General features: G+C 62.9%; 22 protein-coding genes. 5 read left to right on the top strand and 17 right to left on the bottom strand.

All coding sequences use genetic code 11. The features are described from left to right. Window positions 1–3: 3 nt before the first annotated feature. From NKH71_RS03250 to NKH71_RS03170, 17 genes are all read right to left on the bottom strand, one after another. On the bottom strand, window positions 4–198 hold the full coding sequence (locus NKH71_RS03250; RefSeq protein ID WP_352894333.1) for a phage head-tail joining protein: 195 nt from the start codon (window positions 196–198) through the stop codon (window positions 4–6). A gap of 3 nt (window positions 199–201) precedes the next feature. Beyond that, on the bottom strand, window positions 202–2,166 hold the full coding sequence (locus tag NKH71_RS03245; RefSeq protein ID WP_352894330.1) for a phage terminase large subunit family protein: 1,965 nt from the start codon (window positions 2,164–2,166) through the stop codon (window positions 202–204). After that, window positions 2,167–2,787: a winged helix-turn-helix domain-containing protein gene (locus NKH71_RS03240; RefSeq protein WP_352894328.1), complete on the bottom strand. Its 621-nt coding sequence runs from the start codon at window positions 2,785–2,787 to the stop codon at window positions 2,167–2,169. A 117-nt stretch (window positions 2,788–2,904) separates the two neighbouring features. Then, complete coding sequence (locus NKH71_RS03235; protein WP_352894326.1) at window positions 2,905–3,441, bottom strand: phage tail protein; 537 nt, start codon at window positions 3,439–3,441, stop codon at window positions 2,905–2,907. Between the two features lie 98 nt (window positions 3,442–3,539). Then, window positions 3,540–4,565: a hypothetical protein gene (locus tag NKH71_RS03230; RefSeq protein ID WP_352894324.1), complete on the bottom strand. Its 1,026-nt coding sequence runs from the start codon at window positions 4,563–4,565 to the stop codon at window positions 3,540–3,542. A gap of 357 nt (window positions 4,566–4,922) precedes the next feature. Further along, window positions 4,923–5,561: a hypothetical protein gene (locus tag NKH71_RS03225; protein WP_352894322.1), complete on the bottom strand. Its 639-nt coding sequence runs from the start codon at window positions 5,559–5,561 to the stop codon at window positions 4,923–4,925. Then, window positions 5,558–7,345, bottom strand: coding sequence for a DNA primase family protein (locus tag NKH71_RS03220; RefSeq protein ID WP_352894319.1), 1,788 nt, complete (start codon window positions 7,343–7,345; stop codon window positions 5,558–5,560). The genes NKH71_RS03225 and NKH71_RS03220 overlap by 4 nt, the downstream gene beginning before the upstream one ends. Window positions 7,346–7,348: 3 nt before the next feature. Beyond that, window positions 7,349–7,684, bottom strand: a complete 336-nt coding sequence (locus NKH71_RS03215; RefSeq protein WP_352894318.1) for a DUF2116 family Zn-ribbon domain-containing protein — start codon at window positions 7,682–7,684, stop codon at window positions 7,349–7,351. Continuing rightward, on the bottom strand, window positions 7,684–8,727 hold the full coding sequence (locus NKH71_RS03210) for a DNA-methyltransferase (protein WP_352894316.1): 1,044 nt from the start codon (window positions 8,725–8,727) through the stop codon (window positions 7,684–7,686). Before NKH71_RS03210 ends, NKH71_RS03215 begins: the two co-directional genes overlap by 1 nt. After that, complete coding sequence (locus NKH71_RS03205) at window positions 8,724–8,954, bottom strand: hypothetical protein (protein ID WP_352894314.1); 231 nt, start codon at window positions 8,952–8,954, stop codon at window positions 8,724–8,726. Before NKH71_RS03205 ends, NKH71_RS03210 begins: the two co-directional genes overlap by 4 nt. Then, complete coding sequence (locus tag NKH71_RS03200) at window positions 8,951–9,376, bottom strand: hypothetical protein (RefSeq protein ID WP_352894312.1); 426 nt, start codon at window positions 9,374–9,376, stop codon at window positions 8,951–8,953. Before NKH71_RS03200 ends, NKH71_RS03205 begins: the two co-directional genes overlap by 4 nt. Next, window positions 9,373–10,770 (bottom strand): helicase, encoded by a 1,398-nt coding sequence (locus NKH71_RS03195; protein ID WP_352894311.1) that lies wholly within the window; start codon window positions 10,768–10,770, stop codon window positions 9,373–9,375. Before NKH71_RS03195 ends, NKH71_RS03200 begins: the two co-directional genes overlap by 4 nt. Continuing rightward, window positions 10,767–11,243, bottom strand: a complete 477-nt coding sequence (locus NKH71_RS03190) for a hypothetical protein (RefSeq protein ID WP_352894310.1) — start codon at window positions 11,241–11,243, stop codon at window positions 10,767–10,769. Before NKH71_RS03190 ends, NKH71_RS03195 begins: the two co-directional genes overlap by 4 nt. Next, the gene (locus NKH71_RS03185; protein ID WP_352894308.1) at window positions 11,243–12,418 is read right to left on the bottom strand and encodes a DUF7146 domain-containing protein; all 1,176 of its coding nucleotides are present in this window, start codon (window positions 12,416–12,418) and stop codon (window positions 11,243–11,245) included. The genes NKH71_RS03190 and NKH71_RS03185 overlap by 1 nt, the downstream gene beginning before the upstream one ends. Beyond that, window positions 12,415–12,762, bottom strand: a complete 348-nt coding sequence (locus NKH71_RS03180) for a MazG-like family protein (RefSeq protein WP_352894307.1) — start codon at window positions 12,760–12,762, stop codon at window positions 12,415–12,417. The genes NKH71_RS03185 and NKH71_RS03180 overlap by 4 nt, the downstream gene beginning before the upstream one ends. After that, entirely contained in the window at window positions 12,759–13,250 is a 492-nt protein-coding gene (locus tag NKH71_RS03175; RefSeq protein WP_352894305.1) for a hypothetical protein, read from the bottom strand. Before NKH71_RS03175 ends, NKH71_RS03180 begins: the two co-directional genes overlap by 4 nt. Window positions 13,251–13,381: 131 nt before the next feature. Next, complete coding sequence (locus NKH71_RS03170) at window positions 13,382–13,723, bottom strand: helix-turn-helix domain-containing protein (RefSeq protein ID WP_352894304.1); 342 nt, start codon at window positions 13,721–13,723, stop codon at window positions 13,382–13,384. Window positions 13,724–13,796: 73 nt separating this feature from the next. On the opposite strand from NKH71_RS03170, the gene NKH71_RS03165 reads away from it, so the two are divergent. The 5 genes from NKH71_RS03165 to NKH71_RS03145 all read left to right on the top strand — a co-directional run bounded on the left by NKH71_RS03165 (window position 13,797) and on the right by NKH71_RS03145 (window position 15,650). After that, window positions 13,797–14,183, top strand: a complete 387-nt coding sequence (locus tag NKH71_RS03165) for a helix-turn-helix domain-containing protein (RefSeq protein ID WP_352853526.1) — start codon at window positions 13,797–13,799, stop codon at window positions 14,181–14,183. A 60-nt stretch (window positions 14,184–14,243) separates the two neighbouring features. Beyond that, entirely contained in the window at window positions 14,244–14,510 is a 267-nt protein-coding gene (locus tag NKH71_RS03160) for a hypothetical protein (RefSeq protein WP_352894301.1), read from the top strand. Window positions 14,511–14,603: 93 nt separating this feature from the next. Further along, on the top strand, window positions 14,604–14,873 hold the full coding sequence (locus NKH71_RS03155; RefSeq protein ID WP_352894300.1) for an Arc family DNA-binding protein: 270 nt from the start codon (window positions 14,604–14,606) through the stop codon (window positions 14,871–14,873). 118 nt (window positions 14,874–14,991) lie between these two features. Beyond that, window positions 14,992–15,486, top strand: a complete 495-nt coding sequence (locus tag NKH71_RS03150; protein ID WP_352894298.1) for a hypothetical protein — start codon at window positions 14,992–14,994, stop codon at window positions 15,484–15,486. After that, the gene (locus tag NKH71_RS03145; protein WP_352894296.1) at window positions 15,486–15,650 is read left to right on the top strand and encodes a hypothetical protein; all 165 of its coding nucleotides are present in this window, start codon (window positions 15,486–15,488) and stop codon (window positions 15,648–15,650) included. The genes NKH71_RS03150 and NKH71_RS03145 overlap by 1 nt, the downstream gene beginning before the upstream one ends.

The raw sequence follows: 15,650 nt of genomic DNA, 5'->3' as shown, positions 1-15,650 counted from the left end.
GGATTACGCCCCGCTCTGGTATTCTGTGAGAACGACGCCCGGCGAATTGCCGGCCAGTTCGTCCTTGATGATCTGGCGAACCTTCAGCATGTCGCTGAGGCTCTGGTACTCGACTTCATGCGTCTGGTAGCGCACGCGGCGCGCGCCGGTGGCGATGGCCTTTTCGATCGCATCGAGATCGCTTTGCGTCCAGGCCATCGGTCAATCCCAGAATGAGGGCGAAGCGGGAGCGGACGGCCGATCGGCACCGTCCTGTTCCTGCGGTTTCGGCATCGCCCTGGCCAGAATCGGCGCTGGCGAAAACATGTCCGGGTTGCGAGCGATTTCCGGCGCTGCGCGCTGCGCCGCGAGGTTTGCCCAATCGTCCTGCGTCAGACGCGACAGGCCGAGATAGTCGGCCAGTGCCGAATTGTAGACTTCGCAGTCGAGGAAGTGGTTTTCCTCGCCGGCCCTGACTTTCCAGACCCGCCGCACCCTGCCCTTGAAATTCTCGTTGCCGAGATATTCGGAGGTGATCTGGCGGAAATAGACCTCGTCCAGCCAGTGGCCGAAATGGATGTAGCCGGGCGGATTGGCATCCTTGCCGGACTTCAGCCCTTCCTTGCGAAGGTCGTCATAGAAGGCGCCCTTGAGCGACCACGTTCCGACACCCCAGACATAGGCGCCGTTGCGGATGCGCTTGCCATTGAAGTCGATGTCAACCGGCGTGCCGGTGCCGAGCGCCGGACGGTGCCAGCCGTCGAGGCCCTTCAGCGCGAAGCATCCGAGGCGGCCCTTGACCCAGGTGTAGACGACATGGCTGCGGAAGCCTGAATCGACACCGAAAGCATCGACCTTGCGCCGGCCGCCGAAGGCGTCGGGATAGCTGGTCTCAAACACCTTCACCAGCTTCAGGAAGGCGCCGGCCTGCGGATCGTCGGTCTCGCCTTCAATGATGCCGGCGTCGACGACCCAGCTCTGTCGGTCAGGGCCGAACGCCCGGATCGAATAATAGATGCCGCGCATCTGCACGTCTGCCGATCCGACTAGGATCAGGCCGAGCGGCGGGATGTGGCCGCGCTTCAGTTCGGTGTCGCGCCGTTCCATCAGCCTGACGTGATCCGGAGCGTCGCCGCGGATCTCGTAGGGAAGGCCGAGATAGAGGTTCCAGAACGCCTTCAGCAGCTGCGGATCGCCATCAGCCTCGACATATTTGCGGGCGATCTCGTCCCACGGCACCAGCGGCGACGACAGCGCGTCGAAGTGATAGCTGTGGCGCGCGCCTGGACGAGGTGCCGTCGCGGTCCATATCCCGGTCCGGTAAACGGCGGTCTTTTCGTGCCCTTCGATAATCGTGCCGCAGCACGGCGTCACGTAGTGCGCATTGAACGGAAACGCGTCGTTGAAGCGGAAATGCTTGCGGTCGAATTCGAAGACGAAACGATCGCCGCAGCCGGGACACTTCACGTGCCAGCGCCGCTGATCGCCAGCCAGATATTTCTTTTCGATCTTCGACGCGCCCTTGACGGTCGGCGTCGATATGAAGGCGCGCTTCCAGTCGCCGGAATTCAGGAACGAGATCTGGCGCGCCTCGATCATTTCGAGCGGGTCGCCCTGCCCGTCGAGGTCGTCGGGATACTGGTCGATCTCGTCGCACAGCGCCTTCTTTATCGTCTTCGACCGCAGCTCGGCCGCAGATGACGCCAGCGCCAGGATCAGTGAGCCGCCGGCGAACTGCTTGGATGACGCAGTCGACCCTTCAGACGACCGCGATGATGTCGGGCGCACCTTGGCGGCGAGTGGTTCGGTCGCCTCGATCGCCGGCTGCAATTTCTCCTTGTTGAAGTCGGACAGCGCGCCGCTGGTCGGCTGGGTGATCATCAACCGGCACGGATCGGTGTCGATCGAGTGACCGGCGATGATGATCAGCGCGACCGTGTAACCGGTCTGCGCCGACTTCATTACCGCCGCTTCATTCTCGGTCGAGTCCGGCCCCATGGCGTCGACCAGCTCGACGATGTGCAGGCCGTGGTTGATATCCCAAAGTTCGTTTGCTCGCGGCCCGTCCGGCAGGATCAGATGCCGCTTGGCCCATTCGGACGGCGACAGGCGCTCCGGCATCCTGATTTGGGCCATAAGCACGGCGGCGGCGACCGCAAGCGCCGAGCGCGAATGATCGATGCGCATTCAGTCGTCCAGGTCGCTGCCGACATCCGTCGAGATTGGGCCGTCCCGCTCGGCCGCCTGCCCCTTGGCGATGACCTCGGCCAGCGCTTCTGCGACGCGAGCGCGGCGCTCGCGGATCGCCTCCTTCATGACGCGCTTGGCGCCGATCACGCCTTCCTTGGCGACCGCGACAGCGATGTCGTCGACCACCGTCATGAACCGATCGATCTCGCGGGCGATGATGACGCCGGCGATTGTCAGCGCATTCTCGATACCGTGGTCGCCCTTGATGGGCAGGATCTTGCCTTGACGCTCGGCGAGGTCAAGCGCCTTTAGGCGCGCCTCGTATTGCGCACGCTCGGTCTGGGCGTCGCGCAACGGCTTGTGCGCCGGGGCCGGTTCCTTTTTGGTTTCGGCCGATGTTTCCCGGTAGGCGTCGCCGATTTCGCCGACCGCCCGATCATAGGCGGCCAGGTCGATCATCCTCGACCGACCTTCCGGCCGCGTCTCGATCAGGCCTTTCGACACAAGCCGGTCGACGCGTTCCTTGGCCGACTGGCGCGAAATGTTCTTGCGCTTCGCCAGATCCGAAATCGAGATCCAGACGCCCTTCGCAGCGGCATCGCTTTGTAAGGTTGTCATGGCGTCGATGTCAGGGTTGTCAGGTCAGTTTTTGACCAGCCTCACTAGCGGGATTTCGGGGTCGCCCCGGCCCGCATGGGGTGGAGGGCTGGGAAGGACCCGAAGGGGTGGGGGTGCCTAGCGAGGCAAGAGGTTCTCGACCTCATGCAGATAGCGAGGCATCAGGTACTGCTCGATCACCTCAGCCATGACCTTGAGATAGACATCGGGATTGTTGGTGATGTCGTGGGCAGGGTTTGGACCGAACAGCTCGCGGATCGGCAGCCGTGCCTTGCCCTGGCGCTTGAACACGCCAGCATGGCCGCTGCCCATCTCTGCGATGAAGGCGGATTTATAAGATCCTCTCATGCGAACACGCACGCCCTTGGCGGTCTGCGTCGCGCCAAGCTTATAAAGCGAAATCCAATTCGACCGCACGATGGTGTCGTAGCTGTTGCCGCCAGCGTTGAAGTGCGCCGTGGTCAGCGCTCTCACCCGAGACTGCGGGATATCGACCCGTTCGGCATTCCGCCTGACGATGCGCGTCTTCACCATATCGGAGACACGACGCATGGCGCGCGCTGCGGCCTTGGCCTTGATCTGCTCCGGCAAGCGCGCAATGCCGCGCGCCAGGTGCTCGAAGTCTGACGCGTAGACGTGAAGCTCAACGGACATCGTGCGCCCTGAAACGCGAAAACCCCGCGTCCGAATCGGCAGCGGGGTTTTCGAAACTTTTTATCCGTGACAAGACATCCTCCAAATCGCTGCCCCCGTCAAGCAGGTGCTGCAGCGATTTTTTCACGCTGCTTTTCGAAGAGTTTGAACCATCGCGGGAAGCGCGCCTTCAGCGAGGCGTCAGCCTTCTCCTGCTGTGCCTTTCGAAGGGCGGCGTCGCCGACGAGATCGGGAAGTACGCGCGCCACGGGCGCATCAGCCAGCCACGGCGCGAGCGGCACGGTGCTCGGCAGCATCACGACATCTTCCATCTGACCAGCGACGGCATCGAAGACCATCGCCAGCGCCGACACCCAGATCTCATGCTCGGCCCGTGCGATGATCGCATTGACCGGGTTCGGGTCGAGATAGGGCTTGGTGTAGGCGCCGGGCAGCGCCTCGCCCTTCTTGTTAACGCCATTGACCTCGACGATGCGCGCCACCGTCTCATCCTGCCCGTCGACGACACGGCCGGTGAGCTGGTGCTGCGTCGTCTTCAGGTAATAGCGCGGCTTGCCGTTGGCGTGCCGTTCGATTTCCTGCGTGGTGTCGTCCAGCACCATGGCGTCGGCTTCCCAGCCCATCACCGCGCGGCGGATGATCAGTTCGGACGGCTTCAGCCGCAGCGTCACCCTGCCCTGACCATCGTCGATCGTCATGCGCCGCCAGGCCTCACTCAACGCCTTGGCACCAAGGCCGCCGAAGCGGTCGAGTTCGGGCGCCGGATGCCAGTCCTCCGGCAGTTCAAGCGCATAGTCGTCGAGCGCCATCACCGCGCCGCCGATCAGCTGCGCATCTTGGCAAGGCCAGCTCTCGGCAGAGAAGTCAGGCACGGCGCCGAACTGGTTGACGCCGAACAGATCGACCAGCGACAGCAGTTCGGCAAAGCGACCGGCGCGATCCCAGCCGCCCGCCATGGTCATCGGCCCGTCCTGCCGCCTCGGTACCTTGGGCAGCTCGTCGCGCCATGCCCAGGCGATGACATCCTCGACCGGGCCGGCACGCTTGCCGGCAGCGTTTCGGCTCAAAGGTCGGTTCTTGCTGGTCACAAAACCGAGATCGGCACTAGCTGCACTGTTTTTCATTATCTGCACTCTCTTTCAAAGGTGAATAAACCCTTGCTTTCGCAAGCAAATTAAAAGGCAAAGACACGCAAGTGCAGGAAGTGCAGATAGACGGCGATAACGCATATGACTGGAAAGACGCTTGCCCCCATCCCCATCGCCAAGCCATCACATGCGTTACCCGCCGCTAACCGGCACTATCTGCACTTCCGGCACAAGCTGCTGATTTCCCTATCCCTTTCGCAGTGCTGATCGCGCGGCGAGTGCGCAGGACCGGCACTAGCGGCACTGGCGAAAGTGCCGACAGACGCGATAACGGCCCTCGTAGCGCGAAGCCAAAACAAGGGGAGAAGGGAAAAGCAGTTGATTGCGGGACCATCAGCCGACAGATCCCCACTGACCAGCCATCGCGGTGGCAATGCCGTCGAAGAATCGGGAGCGCTCGCGGCCGCGGTTAGGACCGGGTGACGCGCGGTGTACCTTGGACCATGCCCTGTGTTCGGCCGTGCCGCTCTTTGGTGGGGTCAGCTTGTTGGTCGGCACCAGCGGCGCCAGCCCTTTGAGATAGAGGCCCGTGGCCTTGAACTGCGGCTCGCCAAACCACCATGGCTGGACGATCTGCGCCGGCTTCTCATAGGCTTCTATCAAAGCCGTAGCGTGTTTATGCATGATTGGGTTTTCGACGCATATGCGTTCGATCGGCGCATTCCAGCATGTCGAAAAGAGATTGGCGCCGACGCGCAATTCGTCCCACATTTCGGGCAGCGTCCGCTTGCGAGGCGGATTGGAAAGCCATCGAACGCCAGAGTTGCAAAGACGCGTGCATGGTGGGTGCGCCACCATAAGCAGATCCCATCCGTCGCCCAAGATGTCGCGGACGTCGCCGACGATATGCTTGTTGCTGCCATCTTCGGCGGGAAGCAGATCGCACGACCATGCGTCGTGACCAAGTGCTGCGAAAGCGCGTCGCACGACGCCGGTGAACTCACAACCGATCAAAACACGAAGCTCTCTCACCGCTCATCCTCCCCGTGACCGTGGCCGTGGTCACCTTGGCTTTGCCATTCGATGCGGATGCCGATGCCGCGATAGAAGGTGTCGCCGTTCGATCGGGAGCGGGCGAATTGCTTCATGGTGCCGTCAGGGCCTTCGAAGCTGCGCTCGGCGGCCTTGGAAAAACGCTTTTCGAAGGTCGAACGGTTAAAGGCGAACACACCTTCCGACGCCGCGAATTTCTCGAAGGCATGATAGAGATCGATGGGCTTTTCCTTGTCCTCGGGCAGGCCGGTGACATGGCACGCGATGCGGATGAAGGTGCCGATCGCGTCGCTTTCCTGCCGGTATTCGTTCGACGCCGCGCGCACGCCAGCCGGCACGTCGAGCCCGTGATTGAGGTATTCGACCGCGCCTTCCACCATCCATGCGAACACCCCGTCCGCTTCGGCGCGCAGCTTGCGCGGCAGCGCCCGATCGATATCGCTTTCGGGGATCTGGATTGCCCACGGCACCAGCAGCAGACGGCGCCATATGCCGTCCGAATCATCATCGATTCGCGGCTTGTGGTTGCCCGACAGCACGATCTTGAAGTGCGGCTCGACCTCGAAGAAATCCTTGTGAAGGCGCCGCACCGGGATCTTCTCGCCGCCGGTAAGCGTCTTGATCAGCGCGTCTTTCAGCTTGGTGCCGGCTTCCGGTTCCGATGCCGCCACCAGGCGCGCGCCCGGCAGCCGGGCAAGGTCGGGCGTCGCCTCGGCGCCGCCGCGCTTGTTGTCGCCGGAAAAACTGTCGATCGACAGCGTCACCGAATAATCGCCGAGGATGAAGCAGATCAGTTCGACAAAGGTCGATTTGCCGTTGCGGCCGACGCCATAGAAGAACAGCATCACCTGCTCGATCGTCAGCCCGGTCAGCAGATAGCCGCAGAAGCGTTTCAGGAAAGCGCGGATCAACTGATCGGGCTGGACCTTGATCAGGAATTTCTTGAATTCCGGCATGTCGGGCCTGGTGCCTTCCTGCCAGTCGGCCTCGACCATCTTTGTGATGAAATCGCCCTGCCGGTGTTCGCGCAGCCGTGCATGCCAGGTGAAGCGGTCGTTGCCATCCGGGTCCGGCTCTTCGTCCGGCACCTGGTGGAATTCGATCGTGCCAGACCGGCAGTTCACCCAATAGCGTTCGGTGTTGAGATCCTGCACCTTGGCCGACATGTAGGGCTGGCCCTCGGCCAGCAGATTGTTGAGCTTTGACGATCCGGCCGTCGACTTGGCGTGACGGCGACGCTGGCCGCGCCTGGCCTCGATCAGTTTTACGATCTCTTCGGCCGCCTCGACCATCTTCTCGTAGTCGCGCCGCTGCTGCTCGCGGGCCATGTCGGGCAGTCGCGCCTTGCGGTCGCCAAGCATGGTTTCCAGCGATGACGCGGCCACCTGCCCTGCACCGATGATGGCCTGCTCTTCCTCGCTGGCATCGATTATCGCCGCTTCCTGGCGGATCGCCTCGGCGGTCTTGTGCGCCAGCCGGCGGATCAGCGAGCCGTCCTCGTCCTCTTTCCAGCGCTTGCCGTCAAAGACGTGCCAGCCGATATGGGCGACGCAGATGGCGATATGGCTGGCGGCACCGGCATGTTGCCTGGCCAGATCGCCGAAGCGGCGGCGCAGACGCCGGCCATTGCCGATGTCGGTCTCCGGCTCGGCCGCACATGCGGCAAGCAAGGCTTGCTCGGGCGTCGGCCCGTCCTCGCCGCCTTCCGGCGGCGGCAGGTCGTCGTCCGGCAGATCCGGCATGAAGTCGTCGTCTTCGTGCATGCGTCAGCCGCCCGACCGCCCGATGCGGACGTGCGTGGTGATGCTGCGCAGATAGGGCCGTTCCTCGATCACCGTTCGCGGCGAGCGCCACGACTGCCGGCCGGCGCGCCTGGCCTTGTCTTCTTCGCGGAAGTTGGACGCCATGCGATTGATCGCCTGGAACACGCGCAGCGCCTGCGCATTGGCGCGGTCGAAGCGGTGCGCCATGTAGAGATCGTAAAGCTCGGCACCGCGCTGCTTGCGGCGGTTGTTCCAGTCGCTGCGGCACTTGGCCGAGCAGAACTCGCGCTGGCGCGTCGTGCCCTCACCACATTCAAGGCAAGCGTGTACACGGGCCATCAGGAAACGGCCTCCAGGACAGCGTCGGTATCATCGCCCTGCATCGGGACGTCTTCGGCCTCATCCTCGCCTGTGTGAGGCTCGATGCTGGAAAGCGAGTCCGGCTCCTTGTCGGCCAGATCGCGCGTCATGTTGAGGCGCGCCTGCCGGAAATACTTGTCCTTCAGCTCGAAGCCGAGCCCGCGGCGGCCGGAATGGATCGCCGACCAGACTTCCGAGCCGATGCCGAGGAAGGGCGTGAAGACGATGTCGCCGGGATTGGACCACAGATCGATGCAGCGCTCGATGACGTCGAGCTGCAGGGGCGCGATGTGGGCTTCATCCGCCTCGCCGCGCGCCGTCAGATATTGCAGCGTGCGGGACTGGCGGATATCCATCCACACAGGCGAGGCGTAGCGCTGCCAGACCTCGATCGAATACCAGTTGCGGCTATCGTTGTCGGTGGTGAACTTGGCGTAGTCCGGCCCGTCGCCCTCGCCGACATAGCGTTTTAGCGCGCCGGCCACCGGCTCGGGATTGTCGCCAGGCTTGCGGAAAGCGACGATGTAGTCCGCCAGAGCCTGCCCTGAAATCGTCGAATCTTTCACCACCTGCTTGTGGTTGAGCCGGTGCGACTTCGACCGCGCCTGCGCCACCACCGCATCTTTCCAGATGCAGACCTCGGAATGGAAATGCCAGCCGGCATCCTGCCAGGCGCGAATAACCTCGCCGCGGAAGTCGCGCATGCCGATGAAGCCGTCGCGGCGTTTCGATGTCGGCAGCTGCATGACATGCACCGCCTGGATGCGGCCGGGCATGGTGATCCGCAGCATTTCGGAAATCAGGAACTGGTAATGCCGCCAGAAGGCGCCGCCTTCCGAATTCGACAGGTCGCGGTCGGAACCTGAGAATTTATAGAGGCCTTCGAAGGGCGGCGAATGCACGCCGAAATGCACGCTGTCGCCCGGAACCGCCCGGATCAGTTCGCAGCTGTCGCCCTGATAGATGGCGTAGCGGTCGGTCACGACCTGGTCGACGGCTTTGATGGCGGGAAGCTTTTTCATGACGGCTTCCCCTGCATCGCGATTTCACGATCAATGGTGTTGTCGAGGCGATTGGAGAATACCTGCGCAGATGCTTCCCACTGGTCACGCGGAAATACCTTGATCAGCACAGCGGCGCTCACATCCGACATAAGCATCAGCGCTTCCATGGGATTGCCGGTTTGATCTGTGGCGGAGACGATGCCGTCCCGCATATGGTCGAACAGCGCCCGATATTTTGGTATCACGCGAAGCCTCCCTTGCGAGCAGCGTCGATGGCATCGCGACCGAGCTTGAGTGCAGCACCGCCATCCTTTCCGGCGCAGCTGTGATCCCTGAGATAGCCAACGGCTTCCAAAGCTTTGAGTGCCGCAAACATGCCGGCGGCGACAGAGCCAAACGCATCAGCAAATGCTGTCGCGGCGGTCTTGCGATGTCGATTAGCGCGCCCTCTGGAGCGGCCATCGGCCATCAAGAGGGCTTCTGGCCCATCCTGAAGCATTGGGCGCCCATAGCAATCGAACGAAATCACAGTGATAAACGCCTGCGGCCTAGCATCCATGAATTCGCGAAGCGTCGCAGCGAGTGCGGCCTGTTTGAACGGACCCTTTCGCTCAGGCACGCAACGCGGCTCGCGCAATTCAAGCCACGCAACTTGATCATCGTTCATCGCGAAAATTCCTCCCACTGCGGCAGGCGCAGTTTCAGTTTCGGCTGATAGTCGGGACGGTCCAGCGTCGAACCGCGCACCGCGACCGACGACAGGTCCGCCATGTGGCGGACCATCGCCGCCGCCATCCGCTCGGCGTCGGCTTCCTTGCGGTCGAGATTGGCGATGATCGCGCCTTCGGTGTCGGCGGCGATGAAGTCGGCGGTCACTTCGGCCTTCTGGCCGAAGCGCCAGAAGCGGCGGATCGCCTGATAGACCTGTTCGAAACTGTCATTGAGGCCGACGAAGCCGGTGCGGTGGCAGTGTTGCCAGTTCATGCCGAAGCCGCAGATCGACGGTTTCGTGACCAGCACGCGGATCTTGCCCTGGCTGAAGGCCTTCAGCTTTTCTTCCTTGTAGTCGTCGTGATCCGAGCCGCGCACCTCGACCGCGCCGGGGATCAGCTTTGTCACGCCCTCGGTTTCGGCGTTGAGATTGCCCCACCAGACGAAGGTCTTGTCGGCCGGCGTCAGCTCCACGGCCTTGGCGATGCGATCGTCGATCGTCGACTTGCGGGCGTGGTTGCGTTCCTGCAGCGTTCTGGCCAGCACCGGCAGCATGGAAAACTGGCCATCGCTCTGCCAGTGCGATCCGGTCTCGACGACATGCAGGCGCTTGGTCAGCGGCGGCAGCTCGTAGCCGTCGTCGGAATAGCCGAGGTCGGACGGCTTGCGCAGCATCACCGCCCATGACGCCATCCAGCGCCAGAAGTCGTTTTCGGCGTGGCCTTTCAGCCGCCAGTTGCGCGTCTCCGACCCGTCATGGGTGAAGAAGGTCGCCAGCATCGAGAAATAGGACATGATGCCGAGGAATTCGGCGTGACTACCCAATTCCATGTAATCGTTTGGCGCTGGCGTGGCGGTGGCGGCGAGACGGAAAGGGATCGGCTTGGCGATCTCGATCAAACGGTTGCGATAGTGGCCATCGAAGCTTTTCAGGATCGAGCTTTCGTCCAGCGCGATGCCGCCATATCGGGTCAGGTCGAACAGGTCGAGCTTCTGATAATTGGTGATCGCCGTCTCGTCGACGACGCCATCGCGCGTGACGACACGGGCGGACAGATCGTATTTTCTGGCCTCGTCCTCATGCTGCGGCCCGACGGCGAGCGGCGCAAAGAGGATCACCGGCAGGCCAGTGTGATTTGAGACGACGCGCGCCCAGACCAATTCCATCAGCGTCTTGCCGAGGCCGGTGCCGGCGAAAACCGCCGCCCTGCCCCGCCGCAGCGACCAGCGCACGATGTCGCGCTGATGCGGGAACAGGAACTCCGGCAAGTCCGGCAGCTTGATCAGGCCGGTGGCGACATCGGCGATGCGTTTTTTCGCAAGGAAATCGTGATAGGCCTGCAGGGTCATCGATCGTCTCCGATCGAATAGACGTGCCAGATCGCTGGTATCCGGTGACCGGGTGGCGCGACTTGCTTCACCAACCGGTGCTGCGCCAGTTTCTGCTGAAACGTCTTGACCGAGGCCGGCGCCACGCCCGCCGCTTCGGCCAGCGCCAGCTGCGACATCTGTACATTGCCGTTGCCGTCCTTGGCATGATCCATCGCCCGATAAAGGCGAAGCGTCGTGACCGTGATGCCGAGGCTTTGCGCCACGTCGAAATCGCGCCTTCCATCGGCCGCAGGCACTAAGGGCGGCGGGCTGTCGATCGGCTGCCGCGCCGTCGAAAGGATGTCGTCGAAATGCTTCTGCACGAAGCTGCTCGAGCTCATGCCGGCCGCCTTCGCCGCCTTCTCGATCGCCGCATTCATCTCGCGGCCGCACTTGACCGAGAAGCGATAGTAGAGCCCGGCCGGTTCCGGTGCTGACAGTGAGCCGCCCATCACGCCACCGCCCTCGCCCGTGGCGCTGCCATGCCACGCAGCGCATCGTTGAAGTCCTGCCCGTCTGGCGCCCAGGCGATCCGCACCGTGTGTCCGGCCAGCTCAAAGCGTTTGCGGGCGCGCAGCATCGCCGCCTGCGTGGTGAAGCGGTCGCTGTCGCCGTCGCCGAGCAGGATAAGCCGCCCGAAATCGTCGGCGGGGATCTGCAGGCATTCGGTGTCGTTCAGATCCGGCTCATGGCCGCCGACCTTCTGACGGCGCTTGCGGCCGAGCGTGTCGGTGACCGTCAGCGAAGGATGCGGGATTTGCTCGGCAGCCTTGCCGGCGACGTTGCCCATATTGATGCCGACCCATAGGGCTGGCTTGGCCAGATATTCCCTCGCTGCGCTGGCCTGCATTTCGGCCCACGACAGTACCGTCTCAATGCCCTCGCCAACCGCGCAGACACCGCCGGACTCACCGTCGCGCAGGACGATCTTGCCGCCCTTCTGGCTGCCCTCGACCTTCTTGGCGTCAAGGACCTCGCCCGTCTCCGGGTCGACGATCACCGCCTTGCCGTTGGCGCGGGAAAAATCCAGCCAGGTGCGGTGCACGCCCATGAAGTGGCCGTCCGGCCCGGTGATCGCCGCCAGCATCGCCGGACCGCTATGGATAACGACGAAGGACTGGTCGGGCTTCGACCGGTGCCAGTAAGGCAGGTGCGAGACCTCACGCAGCACCTTGATGCGCCATGCGGGGAAAGGGATGGCGCGCAGGGCGAAATAGTCGCGCACCCAGCGGCCGCCACGCGCGGCCTCGATCGGCGCGCCGTCCTGCCAGATGCGCCAGGCGCGCAGTCGGGCTTTTTCGCGATAGATGTTTTTCTGGTCTTCGCTTTGCGCCGGCGCACGCCTGGCTGTGGCCAACGGCTTGGCGCCGGTCAGATGCTCGATCGCATCGCCAAAGCTGCATTGATGCACATGCTGCACGAGCGCGATCGGATCGCCGCCGGTACCGGAATGCCGGCAGAGAAAAACGTTCTTGGTCTTGTCGACGGAAAACCGGTCAGTGCCGCCGCAGGCCGGGCACGGCACGCCGCGCTCATCGATCTTGACGCCTTGCGCGGCGCCCAGAGCCAGCGCCACGTCGACGATCGACATGTCGCGCGCCTTGGCGATGGTGTCGGCGGGGATCATCTGGAGCCCGCCTCAGCAACGATCATGCGGGTTGCGAGCCCGTATTTTTCTGACGTGGAGTTGAATTTCCTGGCAATAGCTTGCTGCAGATCGATGCCTTCGTGCATCGCGATCAGGTCGACGCAGATCACAGCATCAGCCAACTCCTCGGCCAATTGTTCGATCGTTGCACGCGATCCTCTAATGCCTAGCCGTTCGCGCTCTAGTTTTTTGATGACGTTGCACGCTTCGCCGACTTCGCCGGCCAGTTCGTTGCCCCGATAGGACAGCGATATGCCGCTCTCTTTGTCCCATTCAGCCTGTCGAACTTCATTCGCCTCGCGAAGCGTGCTGAAAGCGCTCATTTCGCGCCCCCGACCACCGTCAGCCCGCTGACACGCGCACTGGCGGCAGCGCGGCGAAGATCCGACACGGCGTGCTCTAGCGATGCGGCCTGCCGGTCGATGCCTGCGGCTTCGGAAGGTGTCAGCCGGCCATCGGCGAAGGCCATGGCGCCCTTGGCCATCAGCTCGCCCGCCTGCACAACCACTTCGGCGTGACTGGCCATGATGCAGGCGTTCGCCGCCTCGCCCACTTCGGCGTCAGCGAGGCGTCGGCCGTTCAGTTCGGCCATCACCTGCGTCACCAGGGGCGCTGCGCATTCGGCCTCCAGCATCAGCACCGCGGACAGCGGCATCAGCTCCGGGTCGCCGGCATTATTGAAGCGGCCGATCTGGCTTTTCGAAAGGGACGCGATCTCGGCGGAGCGCTCGATGCCGCCTGCCCGCGCGATGAGATCGCGCTGCGCGGCTTTCAGCCGATAGAACCAGGCACTGGGCATTTTGTCGGACATGGTTGCCTCGCGGACAAAAGCTTTCCCGCGCCGGGAAAATCCGGCGTCGTTTCCCGTGGTGGGAATGCTGCGGTGATGGTGATGTGGCGGTGTCTTAAACAGCCGCTATGGAGGCCCGCATGCTCGATGTCTCATTTGTCCGCCGTCTCCTGGAATTGCTGAAAAGAAAGGCCGGCCCCGGCTTGGGAGGGGCAATCGGGGCCGGCAGCGACGACCGCAGGGGCGGCGGCGTCGAAATCGTTGTTGTCGCCGGCGGCGGATCGCTGCGGCTGACGAGAAAGCGAGCCCTGAAGTTGGCGCAGAAGGATCAGGGCCGGCCCCTTGGTCGGCGGCCGCGTCTCCCAGGTGGAGACCGTCGAGCGGTCGACGCCGCAATGCTCCGCGAGCTGCAGCTGCGTCCAACCGAGCGCGCCCCGCAGGGCGACCACGTCGACTGCTTTGTCCGTCTCTAGTTCGAACGAATGATCCAACATGACCGATAGTGTGAGAAAGTCACATCAATCTGTCAAGTAGAAACTCACAGCGGAAATGTGAAAAAGTCACGCCATGACGGATGTAACCCGAATAGACGAGCAGGCCGCGCGTCTGCGCCAGGCTCGCGAGATGCGCGGCTTCGATAATGCGAAGGCCGCCGCGAAGCGTTTCGGCTTCAACTACAATACCTACATCCAGCACGAAAGCGGCAGGACCGGCATCACCCGTGCGGCCAAGGACTATGCCCGCGCTTTCCGGGTCAGGGAAGCCTGGCTGATCACTGGCGAAGGCTTACCGCAGGACATCGATGGCAGCGACGAGTTGCGCGAGGTTTTCACGCGTCTGGCGGCGGCGCCGCGGGAAGTGCAGGCCGCCGTGCTGACCTATGCCAGATTCGCGCTGGGCGAGCCGAGCGGTGCCGAGAAATCTCGCGAAACCGCGACCACGCCGACATCGTGATCGATTAGCACGCGCCAGCGCCCGCCATGGATTTCCATCATTGCAGCGACGATTGATCGCGTGTCCCTGTCGATCCGCCTGGCAATCATCGCGGCCCTTGATTGCGGCGACATCGCCATCGCCCGCAACTCTTCCATCGCCTGCTCGCCCGCCGCTTCGCGCGATTCGTACTGGATCACTTGCTTTTCTCTCCCAAACCGGACGGCATCGAAATTAGGAACAATTTCCTTTAGGCTGTCAAATCAGTTTTTTCACGCGGTCCGGTTGTCCCGTTTTGATACGCTTACAACCCTTGCCGATAGATCACCAGAATATTTCAAGCTGTAACCATACCCTGTGGATAGCGGGGAAAGTAGTACCAGTTTCCTAGCAAATCTGGAACCATTTCGAAGACTTGACCTTTCGGCGATAAGTCGGGGCATGTCACGCCCGCCGCGCCCCAGCTTCCATGTCCGCCTGCCGCCAGAACTCAAGGCCCGACTCGAGGCGGTTCGCGGCGCCAGGAGCCTCAACCGGGAAGTGATCGACAGGCTGGAGCGCTCGTTCGGCGAAGACCTGGCGGCGCAGTTTGGCGAGGTCATTGCCGCCTACCTTGCTCCACTCGACGACGAGGAGCGCACCAAGGTCGTCAGGCTGGCGGGCGAACTGGCGGCAATGCTTGCGGCCAAGCCGCGCAAACGGGCTCCATAAGAGCTGCCTGATTCTCACGGCTTGAATTGTCAGTGTGAGTTAATCACATTACCGCTTGACACCATGATGTGAGTAATTCACACTTTGGCCCATCGCATCAAAGCCGATGGAGCACCCAGTGTCACCGCAACCCAAGATCCTCGTCGGTCACAAAGCCGCGGCAACCTTTCTGGGCGCCGTCAATGACCAGGACGGTCTTCGATGCAACGCCGGCCCTTGCGATGACCACAGCGTGGTCACCATTCTTGGCGACGCACGCCATCAGGCGAAGAACCATCTGCGGGTCGGACTTGTGCACACCGGCCCGAACCAGCGCCAGCCCCTCGCTCCACGCATCGTAATCCCGCCACACGTAAACCTGTTCCATGCCAGCGCGGCCGAGTACGGCAGGATCGTCTGCTCGCCCCTGCCCGGCCCAAGCCGTCACCAGCGCCGCCGCGGTCATCAATCGTCGCATCCAACTCCCCCGCGCAATCTCGGCGTCATTGAAGGTGATCGCCTGCAGCGGACGCGAGGCTATCACGAGGATTACTCGCTGGCCAAGAACCTCGCCTCGCTGGCGGCGGTCGCGGCAATGCTGTTCTGCACCGCCCTCCTCTTCGGGGCGCTGTGATGGGCATGCCCTGCGAACCGCTCTCGCCACGCGAGGAACTGATTTCCGAATGTGAGGGTCTTGGCCTCGATGCGCACGCGCCGAAGGACTGGCGCGACACCTTTTCCGACGCCGAGTTGCAGGCTGCGATTGCCCGGCTCGACCAACCGCCACAGGAGGCCTGA

The organism is Mesorhizobium sp. M0983 (assembly GCF_040318975.1).
Classification (GTDB): Bacteria; Pseudomonadota; Alphaproteobacteria; order Rhizobiales; family Rhizobiaceae; genus Mesorhizobium.
The sequence above is the reverse complement of the archived record's forward strand: the minus strand, read 5'-3'. Positions and strand labels throughout refer to the sequence as shown.

Coding starts and splice junctions, on each gene's coding strand:
- NKH71_RS03250 (WP_352894333.1), bottom strand. CDS start 198: ATGGCCTGGACGCAAAGCGATCTCGATGCGATCGAAAAGGCCATCGCC.
- NKH71_RS03245 (WP_352894330.1), bottom strand. CDS start 2,166: ATGCGCATCGATCATTCGCGCTCGGCGCTTGCGGTCGCCGCCGCCGTG.
- NKH71_RS03240 (WP_352894328.1), bottom strand. CDS start 2,787: ATGACAACCTTACAAAGCGATGCCGCTGCGAAGGGCGTCTGGATCTCG.
- NKH71_RS03235 (WP_352894326.1), bottom strand. CDS start 3,441: ATGTCCGTTGAGCTTCACGTCTACGCGTCAGACTTCGAGCACCTGGCG.
- NKH71_RS03230 (WP_352894324.1), bottom strand. CDS start 4,565: ATGAAAAACAGTGCAGCTAGTGCCGATCTCGGTTTTGTGACCAGCAAG.
- NKH71_RS03220 (WP_352894319.1), bottom strand. CDS start 7,345: ATGCACGAAGACGACGACTTCATGCCGGATCTGCCGGACGACGACCTG.
- NKH71_RS03215 (WP_352894318.1), bottom strand. CDS start 7,684: ATGGCCCGTGTACACGCTTGCCTTGAATGTGGTGAGGGCACGACGCGC.
- NKH71_RS03210 (WP_352894316.1), bottom strand. CDS start 8,727: ATGAAAAAGCTTCCCGCCATCAAAGCCGTCGACCAGGTCGTGACCGAC.
- NKH71_RS03200 (WP_352894312.1), bottom strand. CDS start 9,376: ATGAACGATGATCAAGTTGCGTGGCTTGAATTGCGCGAGCCGCGTTGC.
- NKH71_RS03195 (WP_352894311.1), bottom strand. CDS start 10,770: ATGACCCTGCAGGCCTATCACGATTTCCTTGCGAAAAAACGCATCGCC.
- NKH71_RS03190 (WP_352894310.1), bottom strand. CDS start 11,243: ATGGGCGGCTCACTGTCAGCACCGGAACCGGCCGGGCTCTACTATCGC.
- NKH71_RS03185 (WP_352894308.1), bottom strand. CDS start 12,418: ATGATCCCCGCCGACACCATCGCCAAGGCGCGCGACATGTCGATCGTC.
- NKH71_RS03180 (WP_352894307.1), bottom strand. CDS start 12,762: ATGAGCGCTTTCAGCACGCTTCGCGAGGCGAATGAAGTTCGACAGGCT.
- NKH71_RS03175 (WP_352894305.1), bottom strand. CDS start 13,250: ATGTCCGACAAAATGCCCAGTGCCTGGTTCTATCGGCTGAAAGCCGCG.
- NKH71_RS03170 (WP_352894304.1), bottom strand. CDS start 13,723: ATGTTGGATCATTCGTTCGAACTAGAGACGGACAAAGCAGTCGACGTG.
- NKH71_RS03165 (WP_352853526.1), top strand. CDS start 13,797: ATGACGGATGTAACCCGAATAGACGAGCAGGCCGCGCGTCTGCGCCAG.
- NKH71_RS03155 (WP_352894300.1), top strand. CDS start 14,604: ATGTCACGCCCGCCGCGCCCCAGCTTCCATGTCCGCCTGCCGCCAGAA.
- NKH71_RS03145 (WP_352894296.1), top strand. CDS start 15,486: ATGGGCATGCCCTGCGAACCGCTCTCGCCACGCGAGGAACTGATTTCC.